This window comes from Pelagibius sp., assembly GCF_965227505.1.
Taxonomy (GTDB): Bacteria; Pseudomonadota; Alphaproteobacteria; order Kiloniellales; family Kiloniellaceae; genus Pelagibius.
The window spans coordinates 4,994,204-5,017,067 of record NZ_OZ245757.1; the positions used below are offsets into that span (position 1 = coordinate 4,994,204).

General features: G+C 59.4%; 16 protein-coding genes. 9 read left to right on the forward strand and 7 right to left on the reverse strand.

Annotated elements, in window-relative coordinates; translation table 11 throughout:
- Positions 1–290: 290 nt before the first annotated feature.
- From ACO06P_RS23375 to ACO06P_RS23385, 3 genes are all read left to right on the forward strand, one after another.
- A protein-coding gene (locus ACO06P_RS23375) for an IS630 family transposase (RefSeq protein WP_420347618.1) occupies positions 291–1,239 on the forward strand; the annotation gives its coding sequence in 2 pieces (ribosomal slippage) (positions 291–1,055 and positions 1,057–1,239; 948 coding nt in all).
- A gap of 844 nt (positions 1,240–2,083) precedes the next feature.
- The gene (locus tag ACO06P_RS23380) at positions 2,084–9,706 is read left to right on the forward strand and encodes an RHS repeat-associated core domain-containing protein (RefSeq protein ID WP_420347619.1); all 7,623 of its coding nucleotides are present in this window, start codon (positions 2,084–2,086) and stop codon (positions 9,704–9,706) included.
- 665 nt (positions 9,707–10,371) lie between these two features.
- Entirely contained in the window at positions 10,372–10,743 is a 372-nt protein-coding gene (locus tag ACO06P_RS23385) for an ankyrin repeat domain-containing protein (RefSeq protein WP_420347620.1), read from the forward strand.
- 672 nt (positions 10,744–11,415) lie between these two features.
- On the opposite strand, the gene ACO06P_RS23390 is transcribed toward ACO06P_RS23385, so the two are convergent.
- The gene (locus tag ACO06P_RS23390) at positions 11,416–12,309 is read right to left on the reverse strand and encodes a LysR family transcriptional regulator (RefSeq protein ID WP_420347621.1); all 894 of its coding nucleotides are present in this window, start codon (positions 12,307–12,309) and stop codon (positions 11,416–11,418) included.
- A gap of 98 nt (positions 12,310–12,407) precedes the next feature.
- Here ACO06P_RS23390 and ACO06P_RS23395 point away from each other — a divergent pair, with 98 nt between their 5' ends.
- The 3 genes from ACO06P_RS23395 to ACO06P_RS23405 are packed head-to-tail and all read left to right on the forward strand — an operon-like array spanning position 12,408 to position 14,375.
- On the forward strand, positions 12,408–12,788 hold the full coding sequence (locus ACO06P_RS23395) for an ectoine synthase (protein WP_420347622.1): 381 nt from the start codon (positions 12,408–12,410) through the stop codon (positions 12,786–12,788).
- Between the two features lie 34 nt (positions 12,789–12,822).
- Positions 12,823–12,984, forward strand: coding sequence for a hypothetical protein (locus ACO06P_RS23400; protein WP_420347623.1), 162 nt, complete (start codon positions 12,823–12,825; stop codon positions 12,982–12,984).
- The gene (locus ACO06P_RS23405) at positions 12,981–14,375 is read left to right on the forward strand and encodes an amidase (RefSeq protein WP_420347624.1); all 1,395 of its coding nucleotides are present in this window, start codon (positions 12,981–12,983) and stop codon (positions 14,373–14,375) included. The genes ACO06P_RS23400 and ACO06P_RS23405 overlap by 4 nt, the downstream gene beginning before the upstream one ends.
- A 229-nt stretch (positions 14,376–14,604) precedes the next feature.
- On the opposite strand, the gene ACO06P_RS23410 is transcribed toward ACO06P_RS23405, so the two are convergent.
- The 6 genes from ACO06P_RS23410 to ACO06P_RS23435 all read right to left on the reverse strand — a co-directional run bounded on the left by ACO06P_RS23410 (position 14,605) and on the right by ACO06P_RS23435 (position 20,063).
- Positions 14,605–15,000 carry a hypothetical protein gene (locus ACO06P_RS23410; RefSeq protein WP_420347625.1) on the reverse strand — a complete coding sequence of 132 codons (396 nt, stop codon included), beginning with the start codon at positions 14,998–15,000 and terminating at the stop codon, positions 14,605–14,607.
- A 73-nt stretch (positions 15,001–15,073) separates the two neighbouring features.
- Positions 15,074–15,775 carry a cyclase family protein gene (locus ACO06P_RS23415; protein ID WP_420347626.1) on the reverse strand — a complete coding sequence of 234 codons (702 nt, stop codon included), beginning with the start codon at positions 15,773–15,775 and terminating at the stop codon, positions 15,074–15,076.
- Positions 15,776–15,900: 125 nt separating this feature from the next.
- Positions 15,901–16,734 carry an FAS1-like dehydratase domain-containing protein gene (locus tag ACO06P_RS23420; RefSeq protein WP_420347627.1) on the reverse strand — a complete coding sequence of 278 codons (834 nt, stop codon included), beginning with the start codon at positions 16,732–16,734 and terminating at the stop codon, positions 15,901–15,903.
- Positions 16,731–17,852 carry a CaiB/BaiF CoA transferase family protein gene (locus ACO06P_RS23425; RefSeq protein WP_420347628.1) on the reverse strand — a complete coding sequence of 374 codons (1,122 nt, stop codon included), beginning with the start codon at positions 17,850–17,852 and terminating at the stop codon, positions 16,731–16,733. The genes ACO06P_RS23420 and ACO06P_RS23425 overlap by 4 nt, the downstream gene beginning before the upstream one ends.
- Complete coding sequence (locus ACO06P_RS23430; protein WP_420347629.1) at positions 17,852–19,012, reverse strand: acyl-CoA dehydrogenase family protein; 1,161 nt, start codon at positions 19,010–19,012, stop codon at positions 17,852–17,854. The genes ACO06P_RS23425 and ACO06P_RS23430 overlap by 1 nt, the downstream gene beginning before the upstream one ends.
- A 124-nt stretch (positions 19,013–19,136) precedes the next feature.
- The gene (locus ACO06P_RS23435) at positions 19,137–20,063 is read right to left on the reverse strand and encodes a LysR substrate-binding domain-containing protein (protein WP_420347630.1); all 927 of its coding nucleotides are present in this window, start codon (positions 20,061–20,063) and stop codon (positions 19,137–19,139) included.
- A gap of 102 nt (positions 20,064–20,165) precedes the next feature.
- Here ACO06P_RS23435 and ACO06P_RS23440 point away from each other — a divergent pair, with 102 nt between their 5' ends.
- Genes ACO06P_RS23440 through ACO06P_RS23450 form a run of 3 tightly spaced genes read left to right on the forward strand, consistent with a single transcriptional unit; the run spans position 20,166 to position 22,775 of the window.
- Positions 20,166–20,699, forward strand: coding sequence for a phosphonopyruvate decarboxylase (locus ACO06P_RS23440; protein WP_420347631.1), 534 nt, complete (start codon positions 20,166–20,168; stop codon positions 20,697–20,699).
- 5 nt (positions 20,700–20,704) lie between these two features.
- Positions 20,705–21,292, forward strand: a complete 588-nt coding sequence (locus ACO06P_RS23445; protein ID WP_420347632.1) for a thiamine pyrophosphate-dependent enzyme — start codon at positions 20,705–20,707, stop codon at positions 21,290–21,292.
- A gap of 10 nt (positions 21,293–21,302) precedes the next feature.
- A complete protein-coding gene (locus tag ACO06P_RS23450) occupies positions 21,303–22,775 on the forward strand; it encodes an aldehyde dehydrogenase (protein WP_420347633.1) in 1,473 nt (490 codons plus the stop codon).
- Positions 22,776–22,864: the final 89 nt, after the last annotated feature.

A 22,864-nucleotide genomic window follows, 5' to 3' on the forward strand; every position in this document is an offset into this window, starting at 1 on the left:
GGCCACTTGCGGCCACTACGAAAACGCCTGGGCGTCATCTTAGGGCAACTGAGATCGCTTCTCGAAGCTGGCCTGAATCTGATTTCTGTTCGTATTTATATGACATCCAAACGCACAATGCCCCTCAGATGAGCAGGGTAATGTAGTGTAAGATATTGATATTATTTAATACTCTTGGTTTCAAGGTGCGTGCCCACTAGAGCAATTTCTGTTCGGTTAGAGTCTTTGGGGACTCCGTTTTTCTGGGAGTTCTGATTCAAGATACGGGCTGGAGAGGGAGGCCAGCCTGTATGACGAGACCTCTTTCCAATGATTTGCGGCAGCGCTTGGTTGCCGCGGTAGATGGCGGGATGACGCGGCGGGCGGCGGCAGAGCGTTTCGGTGTTGCGCCATCGACAGCGATCAAATGGAAGCAGCAGTGGCGCCGGATGGGCCATATCGAGCCGCGGCCTCAGGGCGGTGACAAACGCTCGCACCGGATCGAGGCCCACGCCGAAGAGATCCTGGCGCTGGTTGATGACAAGCCGGACCTGACGCTGACGGAGATTGCGGAGCATCTGGAGCGGGTGCATGGGCTGCGGGTGGCACTGAGCACGGTGTGGCGCTTCTTCAAGCGGCACGCCGTCACGCTCAAAAAAAAGGCGCACGCCAGCGAGCAAGCGCGGCCTGACGTCGCCCGCCGGCGTCGGGCCTGGTTTGCGGCCCAGCCCGATCTCGACCCCGAGCGCCTGGTCTTCATCGACGAGACCGGGGCCTCGACCAAGATGGCGCGGCGATACGGCCGCTCACCGCGCGGCAGCCGCTGCCGCGCCTCGGTTCCGCACGGGCACTGGAAGACCACCATCTTCGTCGGCGCGCTCAAGCTCGAGGGCATGACTGCCCCCATGGTGCTCGACGGCGCCATGCACGGCGCGGCCTTCCTCGCCTATGTGGAGCAGGATCTGGTCCCGACCCTCAAGCCCGGCGACATCGTCATCATGGACAATCTGCCCGCCGACAAACCGGTTGCGGTCCGCAACGCCATCGAGAAGGCTGGCGCCGAGCTGCGCTTCCTGCCCCCCCTACAGTCCAGACTTCAACCCCATCGAAATGGCCTTTGCCAAGTTCAAGGCCTTCCTCAAGCGCATCGCCGCCCGAACCGTCGACGATCTCTGGGCCGCGATCACTCAAGCCGTCGATGTCTTCAAACCCGACGAATGCCGGAACTTCTTCACCGCTACTGGCTATCAACCCGAATGACCGGAAAATGCTCTAGATCGGAGCAGCAAGCGAATGTCGGTCTCGGTGGTTGCGGGCCCCCGCAACCACAGCCAATTCGGTCCAAGTCAATCCGGTTCGCGCCAGTCTGAGTAAACATGGAATGACCGCTCAGACATCAGCAAAACCGGCCTTGTAGAGCGCTTACGGCAAGCGGTGCTATGAGCCTTCTTCCGTCTGCACATTGTGAGGTTCAAATCGGGTGCAGCGATCCCGGTCTGGAAGAGTTCTGGAGCGGCGCGCTCGATACCAGCAGTCTTCTCTTGCGGCCGGGGAGCTGCGCATGGCAGCCGCTGGTGTGTTGCAGGCACGGTGTTTGCTGGCCGGCGCTGTGCCGGCGCCTGCACTTCATGCTGGTGGCCGCGGGTAAATAATCAATCTGCCAATTGAACCTCTGCGGGAATACCCGTAGGCTTTATACCCTTAGCGCGTATTCGCCTGTCGGAAGCGATTTTCCTTTTCCTGCGAGGACGCGCAGTAGTGGGGGAAACACGATGCGGCGTACACGCGGACCCTGACGGGACACTCCACCTGATCATCATCATCGCGTTCTGACGCCGGCCTGACGGGCCGGAACGGGAGACGTCTGCCTGGACTTCGGGGCTCAATTGGGGGGCTGGAAATGCTTGATCTGCACGGCAGAACACGGAGAGTCCGGCAGCTAGGCGTTGCGCTCGCGGCTTTTTTCGTTGTCGTCCTGGCGCTTTGCGCCGGCAGCAAAGCGGCGACGGCGGGCTGGTCGGGTTGGTATGACACGTACCCAACCGTAGAAGAAGCTTGCGAGGACCGGCGGCATTTCCGCAGCCCTGAGTATGCCTACGTTTACATGATCGAGCCCAAGTATGACGGCCAGGGAAACACCTATCGGTACGACTGCCACATCAAGTTTACTAACGTCCTGCTCTACTATCAGGATTTGACGACCCCCAGCTGCCCCCCCGGCTATGAAGTCAATGGGAATACTGGGTCAGGCTGTCAGCTGAGTTCACCGGAACGTCTGATTGGACAGTCCTGCAGCAATGGGTCCAACGACGCTCTGCCGTCGGCCGGCAACCCCATATCGGTAATCTCGGGCAACAAGTTCCAGGCGGTCACGGACTTCGAGACCGCAAGCGCCCACAGCCTGACGTTCACGCGCTACTACAACAGCCAAAGCAAGGTGACGACCTCGCTCGGGCCAGGCTGGCGTCACAGCTTCGACCGGAGGCTGTTCTTCATCGGCAACGCGCAGATCGTCTATCACGCCAAGGACGGCAAGATCCTGACCTTCAACAAGGTCGGCTCCGAGTGGCTGCCGGCCAGCGACGTCCTCTTTACCCTCACGCAGGTGGGCGATCACTGGGAACTCAAGGACAAGCGCGACCGCAGCGAGACCTACGACAGCAGTGGCCGTCTCCTCAGCATCACCGAAAGAGACGGGTACCAGCAGGCCCTGGAGCACTTCGGGCCTGGAAGCAGGCTCTCACTGGTCCACGATTCCCATGGGCGCCGGCTAAGCTTTGCCTACAACGCGCAAGGCATGCTGGTGTCGGTGACGGACAGTGAAGGCCGGAAGACCGTCTATCGCTACAGGAAGCTGTTCGACTACATCGCCCAGCCCAAGACCCTTCTGGAAGAAGTCACCTACCCGGACGGCACGCCGCTGGATGAGGACGACAACCCGCGCGTCCAATACCTCTATGAGGACCCGGCTTTTCCGGTTGCGCTGACCGGCCTGATCGACGAAACCGGCGAGCGCTATGCGAGCTGGGCCTACGACAACGAAGGCCGGGCGATCTCCAGCGTCCATGCCGGGGGCGTCGATGCCTTCGATGTTGCCTACAACCCCGATGGGTCGCGGACCGTCACCAACCCGCTCGGCAAGCAGACAACCTACCATTTCACCACCATCAACGGGGGCCCGAAGGTCTCCCAGGTCGAGGGGCATGCCAGCGCCAACTGCCTGGCGGCCAATGCAGACTACGCCTACGACGCCAACGGCTTTCTTGCCAGCACGACGGACTGGGAAGGCAACGTCACGGACTATGTCCACAATGACCGCGGGCTGCTCACCAGCCTGACCGAGGCGGTGGGAATGCCGGAGGAGCGGACCACCACCACGATCTGGCACAACGACTTCCGGCTGCCGACCCAGATCGTCGCGCCGCGCCAGACGACAGATCTCACGTACGACAACGACGGCCTGCTGACCGAACGGACGGTGACGGACACCACGAGCCACGTCGTGCCTTACTCGACCAATGGCCAGACCCGGACCTGGGATTTCACCTACAGCGACGGCGGTGCGGCGCCCGGCACGCCACCGCCCTTGCCGGACGTGCTGCTGACGCTGGTCAACGCGGACGCGGAGACCGGCGATACAACCGGCTGGACGGTCACGGAGGGTGCGTTCACCGTGCGCTCCGCAGATCCCTCGCCAAGCCAGGGCAGCTACTACTTCTATGGCGGCGAGGCTGTGCCTGCCAGCCGTATGCACCAGGATGTGGCCATTCCCTCGGGCAATTGGAGCGAGGTCGACAGCGATCAGAGGGCTATCCGGCTCACGTGGACGCAGCGGTCCTATAACGGCAATGACCAAGGAGCCGTTGTCGTGCGGTTTCTCGATGCCGCGGATCAGGTCATCGGCAGCAGCTATGAGTACCTGCGGTTCCGCGGGGCCGCTTGGGCTTCGAGGAGCCTTGTGCTCGAGGCCCCGCCATCGACCCGTGCGGTGCAAGTCGAGCTTCGGGCCATTCGCAATGGGGGCACCAGCAACGACGCGTACTTTGATGAGCTGTCGCTTGACCTGATTGCGCGCCCGCCCTCGAAGCTCAATCTGTCCGTTCTGAACTGGGATGCAGAGACCGGGGACCTGTCGGGCTGGACAGTCGAGTCCGGCAACTTCGAAGCCTGCGCTTGTTCGCCCGGGCCGGCCCAGGGTGACCACTTTTTCTGGCCCGGGGCGAGTAACTCGGGAAGCCTGTATCAGGATCTGCCTGTTCCAGGCGACCAATTGGCTGCTGTAGACAGCGGTGATCGTTGGGTTGATGTCTCCTGGTGGCAGGGGGCCGCCGCCGGCACGCACACGGGCCAGGCGATCCTCGAGTTTGTTGATGCATCAGGCTACGTTATCGGCGCCCCGGTCGAGTCGACACTCCTTGCACCAACGACTTGGATGGAGCGCCGTCTGACGGCGATGCTGCCGGCTGGAACGAGAAGTGTGAGGGTCAAGCTTCGCGGGTTCCGTGCTTACTTCGACTACGTGTCCGCGAGCCTCGGCTTTGCGGATATCCCCCAACTGCCGCTCCCGCGCCAGCTTGTGTCCCTCGACGGACCGCGCGGTGACGTGGTCGATACGGTCGGCTTCACCTACGACGCGGTGGGTGAACTGGAGACGGTCACCAACGCACTGGGTCATGCCTCCAGCATCACCGCGCGGGACGGCCGCGGCCTGCCGCTGACCCTGCTCAATGAGAACGGCATCGAGACCGAACTGGCCTACGATCCGCGCGGGCGCCTCGTGAGCAGCCGGGTCAAGGGGGCGGCCGGCGATGCCGTCACCACCTTCGTCTACGACGCCGCTGGCCTGATGACCTCAGTCACCCAGCCGGACGGCCAGCAGCTCCTTTACGAGTACGATGCCGCCCAGCGCCTGACCGCCATCACCAACGCGCAGGGTGAGCGCATCGAGTACACGCTGGATGCCATGGGCAATGTGACGGGCGAGGTTCTGCGCTCCGATACCGGGGCCATCGTGCGCAGCCAGACCCGGGTCTTCGATGAGCTCGGGCGCCTGCTGCAACAGGTCGGCGCCGCTACCCAGACGACCACCTTCGGCTACGACCTCAACAGCAACCTGACATCGATCACCGATCCGCTGAACGGCCCGACGACCCAGGCCTTCGACTCCCTGGACCGGCTGGTCCAGATGACCGATCCGCTGAACGGCATCACCGGCTACGGCTACGACGCCCAGGACAACCTGGTCACCGTCACCGACCCGCGTGGACTGGTGACCACCTACACCTACAACGGTTTCGGCGAGGTCATTCAGCTGGAGAGCCCGGACACCGGGACGACGGTCTTCACCCTCGATCCGGCCGGCAACGTGCTCTCCCAGACCGATGCCCGCGGTGTGGTGACGGCCTTCACCTACGATGCGCTGGACCGGCCACTGACCCGCAGCTATCCGGCCGCCCCGGCGGAGGACGTCACCTACAGCTACGACGACGCCACCCTCGGCAACCGCGGCATCGGCCGCCTGACGGGTGTCACTGATCGCACCGGCTCGACCAGTCTCACCTACGACGACTACGGCCACCTGGTGGAGGAAAGCCGCACCATTGGTGGGGTGGCCTATGTCACAAGCTATGACTATGACGTCGCCGGCAATCTCCTGCGGATCGTCTATCCGGACGGCCGCATCGTCAGCTACGGGCGCGACGCACTGGGCCGGGCCACTTCGGTCCTGGCCCAGGCCGGCGCGGCGGCGGCGCCGGTGGTCGTCGCCTCGGACATCGTCTACGAGCCCTTCGGGCCGGTCTCGGGGCTCACCTTCGGCAACGGCGTCGCCCTTGACTACCTCTACGACCAAGACTACCGCCTGACCGGCATCGTCGCCGGCGATGGCGTCACCTCGGTGCAGGATCTGACCCTCGCCTACGACAACGCCGACAACATCACCGCCATCACCGATGCGCTGGACGCCAGCCGCAGCCAGAGTTTCCAGTATGACGACCTCTACCGCCTGACCCAGGCGATCGGGCTCTACGGCACCATCGACTACGGCTATGACGCCGTCGGCAACCGGACCAGCCGGACCATCGACGATATGGCCGGCCTGCTGACCGAGACCTATACCTACGACACCGCCAGCAACCGGCTGCTGACCTTGAGCGACGGGGTGACCACCCAGGGCTTCGGCTATAGCGCCAGTGGCCAGATCACCGGCGACGACCGGGGCTTGAGCGACGACCTGGGCTTTGTCTACGACGACAGCGACCGCCTGGTGCAGCTCCAGGTCGCCGGGTTTGCGGAGACCGACTACCGCCACAACGCCTTCGGTGAGCGTGTCTCCAAGGAGCTGCTGGCGACCAACGCCATCACCCACTTCCACTATGGCCAGGGCGGCCAACTGCTGGGCGAGAGCGACGAACTCGGCGCCTTCCAGCGCAGCTACATCTACCTCGACGGCCTGCCCATCGCGCAGATCGAGCCGCTGGGCGGCGGAGGCGGGGCCCAGAGCGACCAGAGCCTGGACAACGACAGCCCGGACGCCATTGCCCTCGGCAACTGGTCGGCGGAGACAACTCTGCCGGGCCACGAGGGCGCCGACTACCTTGTCCACCCGGGCGCCGACCCGGTGCCCGCCGGCGGGACGGTGCTGGACAACGCTTCGCCCGACTTCTCCACCACCGGCCTCTGGCCGGAAGCCAGCGCCCTGCCGGGCTTCGAGGGCACGAACTACCAGAGCCGCAGCGCCAGCGGGCCCTTCGCCCCGACGCTGGAGGTCGACAACCTCGACCCCGACGTCACTGTGTATGGAGATTGGAATACCGCCAGCCGCACCCTCGGCGGCCACAGCGGACCCAACTACCTCTGGAGAGAGGAAAACGGACTGTCCCCTGAGAGCGTCATTACAGACAATGTCGACCCCGGATTCTCCGTGATCGGCGACTGGGGGTTCTTCTCAAACAGTACTGGGTTTACGGGATCCGATGTCCGTTGGCAGTGGCCGCAGAACGCCACCGGCGACGGTGAAGTGATTGACAATGTCGATCCCGGATTCTCGGTGATCGGCGACTGGGGGTTCTTCTCAAACAGCACCGGGTTTACGGGATCTGATGTCCGCTGGCAGTGGCCGCAGGATGTGACCGGCGACGGTGAGGTGGTCGACAACGTCTCAACTGCGATGACGCTCACCGGCCCCTGGGGCACGTCCTCCGACGGCAGTGGCTACTTCGGTTCAGATTATCATTGGCAGTGGCCGGAAGCCCCTGAAACCAGCACCGCCACTTGGACGCCGACTATTCCGGCAAGCGGCCAATACCACATCTATGCAACTTGGCGGTCATACTTCAACGTCGCAACCAACGCGCCCTTTACTATCCATCATGCTGGGGGCAGCACGCTCGTGGAAGTCAACCAGAGAACCACCAGTGGCGGCTGGAACCTGATCGGCACCTTTCAAATGGATCCGGGTAGCGATCACAGGGTTGTGCTGACCAACAATGCAAACGGTGTTGTCGTTGCGGATGCCGTGAAGTTCGTCAATGCCGCTGATCCGCCGCCGGCGCCGACCCATGTTGCGACATGGGTGCCGACGATCACGGAAAGCGGTCAATACCACGTCTATGGAACTTGGCACGCTTGGTCGAACCATGCGAGCAATGCCCCCTTCACCATTCACCACACCGGTGGCAGTACGACGGTGGAGGTGAACCAACAGGCAACGAGCGGAACCTGGAACTTCATAGGGACCTTCGGGTTCGCACCCAACAGCGGGCACAGGGTAGAGGTGACGACCCAGGCCGACGGCCTTGTTGTCGCCGATGCTCTGAAGTTTGTCAGTGTCGACGCGCCACCGCCGCCCCCCACCCATGTGGCAACCTGGGCGCCCCAGATTCCCGAAGCGGGACAGTACCACGTGTATGGGACCTGGCACGCCTGGTCGAACCATGCGACCAACGCACCCTTCACCATCCATCATGACGGCGGAAGCACGACGGTGGAGGTGAACCAACAGGTAACCAGCGGTACCTGGAACTTCATAGGAACCTTCGAGTTTGCGCCCGACAGCGGGCACAAGATAGAGGTGACGACCCAGGCAGACGGCCTCGTCGTTGCTGATGCTATTGCCATTGAGAAGATAGATGCACCGCCCAACAGCGCCACCTGGACGCTGAACGTGCCGGAGGACGAGTTCTATACCTTGGAGACCCGCTGGATCAGCCATGCGAATAACGCCAGTGACGCTCCCTTCACCGTGAACCATCTGCTGGGCAGCGACACCGTCTTCATGAATCAGCAGGTCGGCCTCGGGGTCTGGACGTCGCTGGGCAGCTACCTTATTCCCGGCGACGGGTCCAGCTCGGTCGTGCTGACCGACCAGGCCAACGGCAACGTGGTGGCCGACGCCGTGCGCCTGACGCCGGACACCTCCCAAGTCCGCACGGCCACCTGGGCCTACACGCCGGCCGAGAGCGGGGACTACCGGGTCTTCGCGCGCTGGCCGGAGGCGCCGGACCACGCCACCGATGCCAAGTACAGCATCCAGCATACCGGCGGCCCCACGGTGGTGACGGTCAGCCAGGCCCAGCGCGGCCGGCAGTGGAATGAGCTGGGCGTCTTCGCCATGGAGGCCGGGCTCGCCTATGGCATTACCCTGTCGGACGACGCCAACGGCGTGGTGGTGGCCGATGCCCTTTACATCGTGAAGACAGAGCCGCTCACCGATGCCGTCACCTGGGCGCCGGTGCTGCCGGCGGCGGAGGCCTATCAGGTCTACGCGAAATGGACCTCGGACGAGACCCGGGCGACGGACGCGCGCTACAGCATCGTCCACGACGGCGGCACGGCAGAGGTCACCCGCAACCAGCGCGTGGGCGGCGGCTTCTGGCAGTACCTGGGCAGCTACTCGTTCGATCCGCTGCTGAACCCGACGGTCACCCTTGCTGCCAACGACAACGGCAGCGTGGCGGCGGATGCGATCCGCTTCGTCGGCGGCCCGGCAGGGACGGCCGACATCGCCTTCCTGCACACGGACCACCTGGGCACGCCCCAGGCGATGACCGACGCCGGGGCGCAGCTCCTCTGGTGGCGCGACCAGACGCCCTTCGGCCAGACCGTGGCGACGGGCGGCTTCAGCCAGAACCCCTTACGCTTTACCGGCCAGATCGCTGACACCGAAAGCGGCCTCCACTACAACTATTTCCGCGACTACGACCCGGCCCTGGGAAGATACATCCAGTCTGACCCAATCGGGCTGAGGGGTGGGCTCAACACCTTTGGGTATGTTGAGGGGAACCCGCTGAGGTTCATTGACCCTCTTGGACTAAAGGTTCTAGTTTGTCGACGGCCAGCTGACTTACCCTTCCCGGCCAGTTATTTTGATCACTATTGGATAAAGACAGACAGATATGAGTCTGGTATGGGCGGAATGCGAGGAGGGGTGCCTGCCCAAGATGGGAACTTCGACAAGCCATATGACCCGACCCAGACAGTTGACCACAGTGGTCAAGCAGCAGCAGACAACGCTTCCTGTGAGCCGATGCAAAATGTGAGCGAAGAATGCGTGAACGAACTAATTCGACCTGGGCGACCAACGGGAGCTTGGCATCCTTACAACCAGTGTAGAAATTTCACCGCTCATGTAATCGGGCAATGTCGCTACGGGCCTCAACTTGGCCCAGAGCTCCCAGAGTCCACATTGCAAAGTCATGGACCTCTAGGCCGTTCATACCGACCCTAGCTTGATGTGAGTTTGGAGAAACGATGAAAGGTATTCTGATTGGTGCTGGTTCGTTGCTAACTGGTATCGCACTTCTTGTGATTGGGATCTACTACGGCTGGGCAGCGGTAGCACCAGGCTTTAGTGAAGACCTTTCAAGCCGCTACGGATCCTTTGGAGAGATTATCACATACATATCGTACGTTCTTATCCTTGCTGGATTTTTGACCATCGTTCTATCAATACGGAGAGTCAACCGGCGCGGTCGATAGGCATTGTCTCGAACAAAAACCGACACCGCTGCTTTGGCTGTTCAGTTCGGAAGTGCTGCTGGAAATGTGATAGCAGGCGATATCGGACGCATTGGTGTTGGTGGTGCGTTCCGGCACCCCACGACTTGGCAGCATAGAGTTGGAAGCATGATTGGACCTCGAGCAAGCCGCGGATTTCTGGAGAAAATTTGAGCACAGAAGGTACCATGGATTATGCGATGAGCGTCCGCCGCCCGGCTTGGATCCCTGTCAGAAAGCGATTTGGCAATACAACAAGCTTCAACGTTGCAAGAGCGCCCGCCTCGATTGGGAAAAGCGTTGGGGGCCGGGAAGGGGACATGCCGGCCAGATCGAGCAAATCGACCGAGCGATTGAGAATGCGAACAAGGCCATTCAGAGGAATTGTATGGTGGCATGTCGAACAAATTGACAGAGAGTATTCTGGAAGAATGCCACGATACAGGGCTTTTCCTCCAAGAAAGTCCTTTGAGGGTTAACGATACCAACATCTTGGGCGATTCTCCTTTGCATCTGGTATGCAGTTGGGATGATGTCGAGGCCGTGACGGCGCTGCTGGTTGCTGGCGCCAAGGTCAATGCGAAGGGCGATAACAAGCAGACCCCTCTGTTTCGCGTGGAATCAGTGCAGGTAGCAGATCTGCTGCTTTCCGCAGGGGCTGACCCAACACTCAAAGATGAATTCGATGAAACAGCGGAAACTTACCTCAGGAGTGTTGGATTGGTGGAGGTCGCTGCCCATATTGGTCTGCAAGCCAAACGATCATAAGCATTGGGTTCAGAGTGGATAGAACAGTCGGTCAGACTAAGGCCTGGCGCTCGCTGCGAAGTTGCTGACTATGTCCTACGTAAAACGCGGTTTTGCGCTGGAGCCGGAACGACACCAAGGCGGCGACGCACACTGATCGCTAATGCTGGAGGGCCGGCGGTAGCTGAAGCGAGTGATTGGGTATGTTGGATTCGGACTTGCTTGGTGCCTAAATCGGCAGAGACAGAATGTGTCGGTTTCGGTGGTTGCGGGCCCCCGCAACCAAACGCAAAGAAGCCGCCCCATGGGCGGCTTTCTTGCGTTTCGGCCTGCAGGGTCAGGCTCCGAGCCCGCGCCCATGAAGGCCAGAACTGCGACCAGCGGGAGCGCCCATACCATGAAGGCTGAGAGCGTAAAGAAAGCGCTCCAGCTGCGCTGGATCCCTATCGGGATGGAGCGCTTTTAGCTCGAAGGGCGAGCACGGCAAACAGGCCGCGCGCAGGCTGCGCAAGGGGCAAATCCTCAACCCGAAACCAAATTAAAGCGCTTAACTCAACGAGTTAAGGGCGTTTTGATTCTCCCATCACACCACGGCCAAATGACCGGGTACCAAATGGGTACCGCCGGGAATCAAGCTCGATCCAGATTGGGAGGCGATGTGGTAGAGAAGGTCCACGATTTATTGGAAATGGATCACACCTCCGAGCCTGATCCGCTTGTTGAGCTGACCAGCCAACTGGCGAACACGGCTGCTTCTTCTTTGCCTCGTTCCGGAACCACAACGACATAGTTTCGATTTTCCAGAACAGACAGATCGAAGACGGGAAGGAGTCTGCGAGTTTCAATCTCCTGGGAAATGAGGGTGGGAGGACAGAGGGCTATGCCTTGATGAGCAAGCGCTGCGTGGATCAGGAGCTCGAAGTCCTCAAATACATCTCCGTCAGTCGAATACGGCGGATTGATCCGGGCCCGCTCATACCATGATCGCCAGGCCTTGGCATCGAAGTCATGGAGCAACTTCGCCCGCTTTATGTCAGATGGCGCGGCGAACGGACCGTTGCGTTCCAGATAGTCCGCGGAGGCAAAAGGCCGGACCGCACCACTGAAAAGAAGATGGGCGTGGCCCTTGCCGGCGAATTCCTTGTCGACGGCACATATCAGAACGTCGGCATCCCAAAAATGAATGTCCTCAAGCCGGTGGACGTAAGTGAAATTGAGTTGAACGTCTGGCAAGCATTTTCGGAGTTCGTCCAATCGGGGGAGCACGACCCTGGTCGCTATCGAGGGAAGCGTCGCGATCTTGAGCTGTATCTTGCGTTTTGTTTCGCTAAGCCGATCAACGGCTTGGTAAATCGTATCGAAGGCGCCAGAAATCACGCCGGCCAGTACTGTCGCTTCCTGCACCGGCTTCATGGCGCGGCCGCTTCTGTCGAACAGCTTCAGCCCCAATTCCGTCTCCAGGAGCCGGATTTGTTGACTGACCGCACCAGGGGACACGTGAAGGTCATCGGCGGCCTTCTGGAGGCTGCCGCAGCGAATCAGTGATTCAAGCGCTTTCAAAGCCGTAAAGGTGGGGCGGCGAACCATAGTTTAGATAAACTAAAAAGTTCAGAAAAATCAAATCGTTTGCTCTGCCCAGCGAACCGGCGTCCAATTGCAGGAGACGAACACCTGCAGGAGGAAACATGATCGTAAGAACGCTGCGTGAGATCGCCGGGACCGAACGCGATGTGAACTGGGGGAATGGTCAAAGCCGGCGGTTTCTTCTCGAGGCCGATGGTATGGGCTTTGCCTTCACCGAGACGTTGATCCTCGCAGGAACGGACATCTTCATCCAATACCGCAACCACCTGGAGGCGTGCTACTGCATCGAGGGTGAGGGCGAAATCAAAAACGAGAGCGGCGACACCTACCCGATCACGACGGGAACCCTTTACGCGCTAGACAAACACGATCCTCACTACCTGCGCGCATGGACCGACATGCGCCTCATCAGCGTGTTCAATCCACCGATCAAAGGCGACGAGCGGCACAATCTTTCTGGCGGCGAGATGTCCTCGTACTGACATGTGCGGCGGGACCGACAGCGTGAACCGCGACTTGAGCGAACTCTACAAGCACCTCGAGCTTGGCAGGGTTTATCAAGATTTCCAATGGGATTGCGTTGATGCATTCGAACGCGCGCAGGCGCTGCGACAGGCTCTGAAAGACTGTCTGGTTTTGTCCGGTCTTCATGAAAAGATTTCGGACTACGCGTCATGACTGCACCCGCCGATCTCACTTTGGCGGAAGCACGACGCATGTTCGCCGAGCGCGACTTATGTCCTGTCGAATATGTCGAGGCTCTCATTTCCCGGATTGAGGTGTTCGACAGTCGGTTTCACGCGGTTCTTGAGCTGTCGGTTGAGAGCGCACTCGCCAGCGCCAAGTCGCTGAAGAGCAGGCCGCACGATCACAGTCTGCCCCTGTTTGGCATTCCGTTTCTGGTGAAGGACATCATGGATGTCGAAGGATCCGTCACGACGTGTCAATCGCGCGCGCATGCATGTGTTCCAGCGCGGAGGAGCGCGGACTGCGTACAGCGTCTAGTCGAGGCCGGAGGAATATATCTGGGCAAGGCGTCATTGTACGAATTCGCCTTGGGTGGGCCGCACTTCGATGCGCCTTGGCCACCCGTGCGGAATCCATGGAACTCGAAATTCACACCCGGATCCAGTTCGAGTGGAAGCGGCGCGGCAGTGGCAGCGAAATTCGCTCCGCTTGCTCTTGGAAGCGATACGGGGGGGTCGATCCGTAGCCCTGCGATGATGAACGGGGTCGTTGGTCTGAAACCCACTTTCGACAGGCTTCCAGTGCGAGGGTTATTCCCCCTCGCACCGAGTATGGACACCGTAGGCCCGATCGCCAGAACTGTCGAGGATATCGGGCTCGCTTTCGATGGCTTAGTGGGCAATCCAACCGAAGCGAAAGTTAGGCCGGGAAGAGTTCCAAAGCTAGTGCGGCTAGATCACCTTTGGAGAGAGGAACTCAACCCTTCAGAGGAGATTACGACACTCTTCGATGCCGCGATGCAGGATTTAATCACTGCAGGATCCACAGTCACCAACCGCCGGTCGGTACCGCTGACATCTTTCAACACAGTCGGCTGGCTCACCTTGTTTGCAGAGGCCTTCCACATACATAAGAACGTTCTGTCATTGCATCCCGATCGATACGGGCGGCTCACGCGCGAAATGCTCCTGTGTGGCGCACACGTGCAAGTGGACGATTACATAAGTGCGCAGCATCTAAGAAGAGAGCTAAGCAAGTCTATCGACGACTGTCTAAGGGAAGCGGACGGCATCGTATTGCCCGTCAGTGCAGTGCCGCCTTGCGAACTGGAAGACAGCGCTGCCATGGCTGATCTCGCCGCGGCATCGCTTCGCATGATCTGTAACGTGACGGGGCATCCAGCGCTGGCGCTGCCGATCGGACTGTCTGCGAAAGGGCTACCTATCGGTATTCAGATCATTGGCAAGAAGAACCATGAAGAACAACTGATTGCAGTTGGATCTTGGGTCGAGCGGCACATCTCGGGTTGGGTTCCTGGAAATTGCCCGCATCTTTCAAAATCACTCAGCAACAGGGGCGTCAGCCAAGAGAACGACGGTTGACAGTCATGCGTGGAGTGGCCGCAGTCGCAGGCTTGCAGTGCAAACCAACGCAGAGACCAACATGAGGTGCCACACTCTTCGGTCTGGGTCACCTCGTGTCAGCGTGCCTGTGGGCCGAGCAAGTGGGCCTGTTCTTTGAGATCGGTGAACTGGCCACCTGGCATCTCATGAAGATATACCTCCGACGCCGACCCTTTCAGGTCACTCTCGAATGCGGCGCACTGGTTCCTCACCGCGTCCCAGTAGAATGAGATCTCCCGTATCCGGTCCCTGTCGAGTCCGGTCTCGCGATCACCCCTTTCAGCGCCTCGACAATCGATCCGAGGCACGGTTGCGAGGTGTTTGCGGAAAAGGCGTCCATCGCTGCGTCGACCGCGCCCACGCCGTTCTTAATCGCCGCAAGCACGGTCTCAGTTGCAGTGCCCGAAGTGTCATGAGTGTGGAAATGGACCGTGATATCTGCGCTGTCGCGGAGGACGTTAAAGAGCGTTCGGACGGCCGTCGGCTTCAGCAGGCCGGCGATGCCTTTCACTGCGAAGAAGGCGCGCGCTGCATGCAGTTTGGCCACAAACTCAATGTGGTGCCTCAGGTCGTACTTCGGGCGCCATAGATCGGTCTCCTGCAAGGGTTTTCATCGGCTGTTTGCACGCCATTCGTCCGACGACTTTGTCAGCAACCTTGATCGTTGCCAAAGACGCTCACACTTCCTCTGCCGGCGAATTTATTTCTGCAAAAGCGCGAACAGGAAAAGCCGCTGCGTCACGGACTTTTAGAGGAATGGCAAAAAACCGAAAAACCTTTCGATGAAGTTGCGCAAGTCCAGTTAGATTTTCGACGATATGAATGTTGTTTTTCAGAAACCAAGTGTGGGCTGGGCGCTCAAGATCTTGAGACCAATCGGCATTGAGTGTATCGACACCGAAAAGTGAAATCTTTGCTTCGAGTAAGTGTTGTAGACCTTGCCGATCGACATAGGGGAACTCGTGGTACTTCTCGGTGCCCCAATGCTTGTCCCAACCGAAGTTTATCAAGACAGCGCGCCCCGCAAGTTGCCCGGCCTTCGGTAAATCTTTGGCCGAAAGCGGCTTACTCGGTGTGCAGTGGCGAGCGTCGACTACGATGCCTGTGGAAATCAGCGTCGATATCTCAAGTGATGCGATGTCACCCATGCCCTCGTGGCGATGCCGAGGGGCATCGAGGTAAGTACCGATTGATGTTTGGAAGCTGACCTCTGAAATCTCGAAAGAGGCTTGTCCTTGATAGTTCGGTTTGGACTCCTCATGGGTCAGGAATGGCCGTATCTTCGCCGTGAATTCCGTCATCTGTCCAGTTTTGTCCCTCATGCGGAACCCTGGCATGCCGGTTTCGAATGTTTGGGTAAGATCGATGATTTGGGGCATGAACTAGGCTCCTAATCCAGTGTTGGTGAAATCGTTCTTGTGTTCAGCTTGTCTCGTTTTCCAAAGAACCGTAGCGTTGACGGCCCTCACGGAACGATCGCCAAATGGATCGTTCAGGATAAGATTTACCATCGCGCAGAGGCGGTCATGGTGACGACGTTGTCTTCTGACACCACCTTCAGATCACAGTGATTTCCCCCGACAATTGCGCCGGCCTTCAAGGATTGGAGACCAGTCGCAGGCACCACCGCCCGGAACTCGAAATGTCTCGGCAATGCTGACTTTATAGAGGAGGCGAGGTTCAAGAGGAGCGTTGCCTGCAAAGGGCCATGAACCACTAGATCGGGGTATTCCTCCTCTTGTTGCGCATACGGCAGGTCGTAGTGGATGCGATGGCTGTTGAAAGTCAGGGCTGAGTATCGAAACAACAAGGTCGATGTAATGTCCGTTCGCTTCTCCACGTCGAATACCAGTTCGGCGGTGTCTGGAATGCCGGTCACGGTAGCCCTCTTGGCCGCGTCGCGATAAACGATATGCTGTCGCTCGCGGATCGCGGTGCGTTTACCGGTCGTATAGTCGGTTGCCACGGTGACGAAGCACAGTTTTCCTGACCGGCCGGTCTTCCAAGCAATGTCCTTGATCATGGAGGTCTTGTGGACCGTGTGACCGGGTAGCAGTGGTTCTAGAAACTCTACCGAACCGCTTGCCCACATGCGTCGGGGAAGAGGGATTGGCGGCAGAAAGCCGCCCTTTTCTGGATGCCCATCGGGGCCGAGCTCATCCGCATTGGCGATTGCAGGCGCCAAGCACCAATGCAAACCCGGAGCAGTCCCCGGAACCAGAGCAAGAAGCTCGCCGAAGGTCGCCGCATATTGCCGGCAAAGCCGGGGCGTGACTGTGTCAGGCTCAAAGGCCTCGCGGCGTCCGATCCAACTTTCAAAACTGGGTGCCGGGTTCATCGCGGCGCCGTGAACTCTGCGCGGACAGGACTCGTATGCTGTCCGAGAGCGGGGATCGGACCGGCCTGGAACGCTTCGGTTCTACCGGGTGGACGGGGCAACGTGGTAGTCTGCCCATTCGGCAGCGTCACTTCGGTGCGTCTTAACGCAGGATGCGTGCCGAGGTTCCGAAGTTCCGTGTAACGTCCATAGGCGATGGATGCCTTCTCCAATCGCGCAATTGCATGCGCCGTCGTCATGGTTTTGAAAAGCGGCTCGACCTCGGCATCGAGAGCTGTACGGTTGGCAACTCGCAAAGCATTGGTGGCGAAGTCATTTCGTTGACCCAACTCGGGTCGGCCGAGCGCTGTTTCGCACAAGCGCAGCCATTCAGCATTGTTCTGGACCGCGACGATCACCGTCCCGTCCGCGCACGCAAAAGGCCGGTAGGGATAGATCGAGGCATGTGACAGGCCGTGGCGCCCGCTCTCCTTGCCGGTGTGCTCGTAGTGGAGCAACGGCACGGACATCCAGTCCGCCAGACCGTCGAACATGGAAATCTCGATCTGTTTGCCCCTAGCTGTCTGGCGACGTTCAATGAGCGCCTCAAGGATCGCGGCGTAGGCGTTCATACCTGTGACAACGTCGGCGACGGACACCCCGACTTTGACCGGACTGTCTGGCGTGCCCGTGACCGAACACAGCCCACTTTCCGCTTGAACCAGCATGTCGTAGGCGCGCATTTGTGCATATGGCGTGTCCTGGCCGTAACCGACGATCGACACCGTGATCAGCCTCGGGAACTCGCATTCCAGGACGTCGCGGCTAAGCCCCATTCGGTCCAAAGCGCCGGGAACAAGATTCTGAATAAGGACATCCGCCCTAGAAAGCATCTCGCGCAGGGTGCCGAAATCTCCGGCATCCTTGAGGTCCAGCACCGCGCTTTCCTTGCCGCGGTTCAGCCACGTGAAATAGGCCGACGTCCCCTTGACAGTGCTGTCGTAGTTGCGGGCGGTCTCGCCTTCAGGGCGCTCGACCTTTATCACGCGCGCGCCGGCATCGGCCAGGCGCACAGTGCACATCGGCGCCGCTACAGCCTGCTCGATGGCTACGACAAGAAGTCCGTCCAACGCACCCATCAAAAGGACCTGGGCAGGCCGAGCACATGCTCGGAAAGATAGGATAGGATCAGGTTGGTGGAAATCGGCGCAACTTGGTAAAGCCGAGTTTCGCGAAATTTGCGTTCGACATCGTATTCTTCGGCAAATCCGAAGCCGCCATGTGTCTGTACACAGGCGTTTGCCGCCTCGGAGGAAGCGTCGGCGGCGAGCATCTTGGCCATGTTCGCCTCGGCGCCAGGATTTTCTCCTGCCTCATAGAGCCGGAGTGCTTCACGCACCATCAGCTCGGCTGCGCGCATGTTGGCGTAGGCTTTGGCGATAGGGAATTGGATGCCTTGGTTTTGACCTATTGGGCGGCCAAAGACAGCGCGTTCGTTGGCATAACCCACCGACCGCTCAATCAACCATTTTGCATCACCAATACACTCTGCTGCAATCAGGATGCGCTCGGCATTCATGCCTGAAAGAATGTAGCGGAAACCGTTGCCTTCCTCGCCGATCAGGTTTTCGGTGGGGACGCGCAGATCTTCAAAAAACACCTCTGTCGTCGCATGGTTCATCATCGTGCGGATCGGACGGATGGTCAGACCGCTCCCAACCGCTTCGCGCATGTCGACCAATAACACCGATAAGCCTTGTGTTTTCTTCTTGCCGGCACTCAACGGCGTCGTCCGGGCCAGCAGGATCATCAGGTCGGAATGCTCCGCGCGGCTGGTCCAGACCTTCTGGCCGTTAACGATGTAGTGATCGCCGTCAAGTTTGGCCGTCGTCTTCAAGGCGCCTGTGTCCGTACCCGAACTCGGTTCGGTGACGCCAAAGGCCTGTAAGCGCAACGATCCGTCTGCGATTTTTGGCAGATACCGCTGCTTCTGCGTTTCCGAGCCATGTCTCAGCAGCGTGCCCATTGTGTACATCTGCGCATGGCACGCTCCGGCATTGCCTCCCGATTTCTGAATTTCTTCCAGAATCGCCGCCCCCGCCGACAAGGGAAGTCCAGCGCCGCCAAACTCTTCGGGGACCAGCGCGGCAAGCCATCCGGCTTCGGTCAGGGCGTTTACGAAGTCCGTGGGATAGGCCATGTCCCTATCCAGCTTGCGCCAGTATTCTCCGGGGAACTGTGCGCAGAGCTTTGCTACGGCATCGCGGATGTCATCGTATGCTTCGTGCCCTTCGGCCATGCGTTTCTCCTTGTGGACACGCGCATGGTTAGGCCGACAAGTGGCATACAACAACGATAAGTCTTCTAGATCAGATATGCCAAATATCTATATAAAGGGGATTCATTGGTCGTTGCTTTGGCCGCTAAGATACCAGTCGGCCCGGCCAGATCTGTCGCTCCACCAGATCGGACACTGTGGCCACCAGGGCTTGGCCCGCGAATTTCGCAAGGCGGGTAGCGGGCTTGTCAGAGGGAAACGACATCATCAGCCGACGCTTCGGGAGCGGGTTGGTCAGTGGAGCGTGGGTCAGAACCCCGGAGGAGATTTCATCGTAGATCGGGGCGAGCGGCAGGATTGTCATGCCGTGCTTGGAGCGTACCAGGTTTTTGAGTACGGAAAAGCTGTCGGCTTCAACCTGGACATTCAGATTGAAACCGAGACCTCTTGTGCACTCATCTAGCAGCGCCCGAAGACTGTGACCGGCACTTGGCAACAGCAATTTCTCGGTTGCGAGCGTCTCGAAATTCACAGGCGTGTCCGGAGACAGCTTTGCGTCCTTTGAACCAATAAGATGCAGGTTCTCTTCCAGCAGAAGCGTTGAGCGCAGTGATTTCGCCCCTTTGCTCTCAAACAGAATGGCGACGTCAATTTCGCCACGATGTAACCAATCCAGCACGTAGCCGGAATAGGCACTGACAATCCGCACGGTTGCCTCGGGGTGACGGCCTCGAATGGCCGATACCAGTGGCACGGTCAGGATATCCGAAACCGTCGGAGGCATCCCGATGGATACATGCCCGCGCAAAGCAACATCACCGTCAACCACGCTTGCGCGGATCTCCTGAACTTCGCCCATGACCCTGTAGGCATGACGCAACACTTCTTGCCCGATCTCTGTAACTACCATGCCGCGGCCGTGCCGCTCGAATAGACGTGTGCCCAGTTCGTCTTCGAGCATGCGGACCTGACGACTAAGTGCTGGCTGTGCGATATGCAGCCGGTCGGCAGCTTTCGATAGGCTACCCAGCTCGGCCACGTGAATGATGGTGCGTAATTGTGAAAGTTCCATAGCTATATAATATCGGCATAGCTGATCAAAGAAAAGGATGTGTGTTGTCTAGAAGTTGCGCGATTAAGGTGAAGGCTGAGACACGCACCGGAGAACCGCGACGTGAATACCGCAACCCAGCGCGACCTGAGCCTTGATTGGCCGGACGCCCTCTACGAAACACTGAAGTCCGCAAATGTGGCACACATGTCTTATGTGCCGGACGCGGGACATACCACTCTGATCAATCTTCTAAACGCAGACCCCGATGTCACAACCAATGTTCTAACCACCGAAGAAGAAGGGATCGCGATCGCCTCCGGTGCCTGGCTCGGGGGCATGCGTAGTGTCGTGCTGATGCAGTCCTCGGGTGTCGGCAACTGCATCAACATGCTGTCTTTGCCAATCCAGACCCGTACGCCGCTTTTTATGCTGGTAACGATGCGTGGCGAGTGGAACGAGTTCAACCCATGGCAGGTGCCGATGGGGCAGGCCACGCAGGCTGCGCTTGAAGCCATCGGTGTGAATGTTCTCCGCGCAGATACTGGTCGTGATCTGGTCGAGATTACGGAACAGGCCGCGGCCATGGCCTATGACGCAGACGGCCAGATCGCGATTTTGATCAGTCAGCGCCTCCTGGGCAAGAAGAAGTGGTAAACGAAATGAATAGAGAAAAGATGGACCGCCGGGCTGCTGTGGCGAAGCTGCTTAAGGCACGTGACGGAGCGCTTGTCGTGAGCGGCCTCGGCTCGCCCAGCTATGACGTCCACGCGTATGGGGACGCCGATGACAACTACTACCTTTGGGGAGCGATGGGCGCCGCCGCCTTGACCGGGCTTGGCTTGGCTCAGGCGCAGCCAGAGAAACGCGTCATGGTTATTACGGGTGACGGTGAGATGCTCATGGCCTTTGGCGCGTTGGCCACTATCGCCGTCGCCAAGCCCAAGAACCTCGATATCATCGTGCTAGACAACGAGCACTACGGGGAAACCGGAATGCAGGACAGTCATACCGGTAAAGGAATCTGTCTTGCGAGTGTCGCGGCCGCCTGCGGCTTCGAACGGACCCGTACGATCACCTGTCTGGATGACGCGGAGAAGCTTGCTTCTGAATTGCAGATGCCTGCGCGGGGGCCACGTCTCTTCGTGCTCAAGATCGAGGCGGAGAACCTGCCACGCTCGCTACCGTCGCGCGATGCGACCTATATCAAGACCAGGTTCCGGGCCCATTTGGGTCTCGGTCCCTGTTGAGGCCAGCGGCATGAGGAGCTTTCAAAACACTGTAGGCGGGCGGCAAGTCGAAGCAACGGCGACATTTGAATCCTTTGATCCTTACACAGGCAAGCCCTGGGCGTTGATTCCAGCAGACGGAGCGGACGAGGTGGGTGCCGCTGTGGCGGCCGCGAAGGAGGCATTCCGTTCCAGGGCGTGGCGCGGCTTGAACGCGACGGCGCGTGGCAAGCTTATGAACAAGCTTGCCGATCTAATAGGCCAACATGCAGACCGGCTTGCGGATCTCGAAACCAAGGACAACGGCAAGCTGATTGTCGAGATGCGCGCGCAAGTCGGATACCTCGCTGAGTGGTATCGCTATTTCGGTGGACTGGCCGACAAGATAGAAGGCGCGGTCTTGCCGATCGACAAACCGAATATGTTGGCCTACACGCGCCGTGAGCCTTTGGGCGTGGTCGCAGCAATTGTGCCGTGGAACTCTCCATTGTTGTTGCTGACTTGGAAGCTTGCTCCCTTGTTGGCCGCCGGGAATACCGTGGTTGTAAAGCCATCGGAGCATGCCGCAGCCTCGACCTTGGAATTCGTTAAGCTCTTCGACGAGGCCGGTTTTCCGCCGGGCGTTGTTAACACCGTGACCGGTATGCCGATGGAAGTCGGCGCGCCCTTGGTTTCTCACCCCGACGTGGCCAAAATCGCATTTACGGGTGGCGAGCCTGGCGGTCTTGCTGTCTATCGTGCTGCAGCGGACCAGTTAAAGACCGTCACCTTGGAACTGGGCGGCAAGTCCGCCAACATCGTGTTTGATGACGCCGATCTCGACAACGCCGTCAAGGGCGTGATCTCCGGTATCTTTGCAGCCTCCGGTCAAACCTGCATCGCCGGATCACGGCTACTGGTTCAACGCGGCGTGCATGATCGTGTCGTTGAAGGGCTCGTGGAGCTTGCCAAAACTGCCCGTATCGGGAACCCGGCTGAAACGACGACACAGGTTGGTCCTGTCACCACACTTAAGCAACGTACAAAGGTTCTTGATTACCTGCGGATCGCCTGTGCCGAAGGTGCCGAGGTCGTCTTAGGTGGTGGCACACCAGACACGTCCGGGTTGAGAGACGGTTGGTTTGTGGAGCCGACGATTTTCACAGGCGTCGACAATAAGATGCGGCTTGCGCGAGAGGAGGTCTTCGGACCCGTTCTGGCGGTCATTCCATTCGATGAGGAAGACGAGGCTTTCGCCATGGCCAATGACAGCCCTTATGGACTTGCCGCTGGTATCTGGACGCAGAGCATTGGGCGCGCCCTGCGCGGGTCCGAGGCTATGCAGGCAGGTACTGTATGGGTCAACACTTACCGCGCCGTCAGCTATATGGCGCCTTTCGGCGGGTACAAGCGGAGCGGTGTCGGCCGCGAAAGTGGGCAGGAGGCGATCAATGCCTATCTGCAAACCAAAACTGTGTGGATCGACGCACTGGGTCAGACGGCCAATCCCTTTGTGATACGGTGACTATGGGTGTGGCAAGACATTCGATCAACGAAGGTTAACCAAGTCCGAGTCATGAGTGCTGCTGAGCCGAAGGAATTCAACGGATTGCT

What these genes read in the sequence shown, in the direction of transcription:
- ACO06P_RS23380 (WP_420347619.1), top strand. Translation starts at nt 2,084, where the DNA reads ATGATCGAGCCCAAGTATGACGGCCAGGGAAACACCTATCGGTACGAC.
- ACO06P_RS23385 (WP_420347620.1), top strand. Translation starts at nt 10,372, where the DNA reads ATGTCGAACAAATTGACAGAGAGTATTCTGGAAGAATGCCACGATACA.
- ACO06P_RS23390 (WP_420347621.1), bottom strand. Translation starts at nt 12,309, where the DNA reads ATGGTTCGCCGCCCCACCTTTACGGCTTTGAAAGCGCTTGAATCACTG.
- ACO06P_RS23395 (WP_420347622.1), top strand. Translation starts at nt 12,408, where the DNA reads ATGATCGTAAGAACGCTGCGTGAGATCGCCGGGACCGAACGCGATGTG.
- ACO06P_RS23405 (WP_420347624.1), top strand. Translation starts at nt 12,981, where the DNA reads ATGACTGCACCCGCCGATCTCACTTTGGCGGAAGCACGACGCATGTTC.
- ACO06P_RS23415 (WP_420347626.1), bottom strand. Translation starts at nt 15,775, where the DNA reads ATGCCCCAAATCATCGATCTTACCCAAACATTCGAAACCGGCATGCCA.
- ACO06P_RS23420 (WP_420347627.1), bottom strand. Translation starts at nt 16,734, where the DNA reads ATGAACCCGGCACCCAGTTTTGAAAGTTGGATCGGACGCCGCGAGGCC.
- ACO06P_RS23425 (WP_420347628.1), bottom strand. Translation starts at nt 17,852, where the DNA reads ATGGGTGCGTTGGACGGACTTCTTGTCGTAGCCATCGAGCAGGCTGTA.
- ACO06P_RS23430 (WP_420347629.1), bottom strand. Translation starts at nt 19,012, where the DNA reads ATGGCCGAAGGGCACGAAGCATACGATGACATCCGCGATGCCGTAGCA.
- ACO06P_RS23435 (WP_420347630.1), bottom strand. Translation starts at nt 20,063, where the DNA reads ATGGAACTTTCACAATTACGCACCATCATTCACGTGGCCGAGCTGGGT.
- ACO06P_RS23445 (WP_420347632.1), top strand. Translation starts at nt 20,705, where the DNA reads ATGAATAGAGAAAAGATGGACCGCCGGGCTGCTGTGGCGAAGCTGCTT.
- ACO06P_RS23450 (WP_420347633.1), top strand. Translation starts at nt 21,303, where the DNA reads ATGAGGAGCTTTCAAAACACTGTAGGCGGGCGGCAAGTCGAAGCAACG.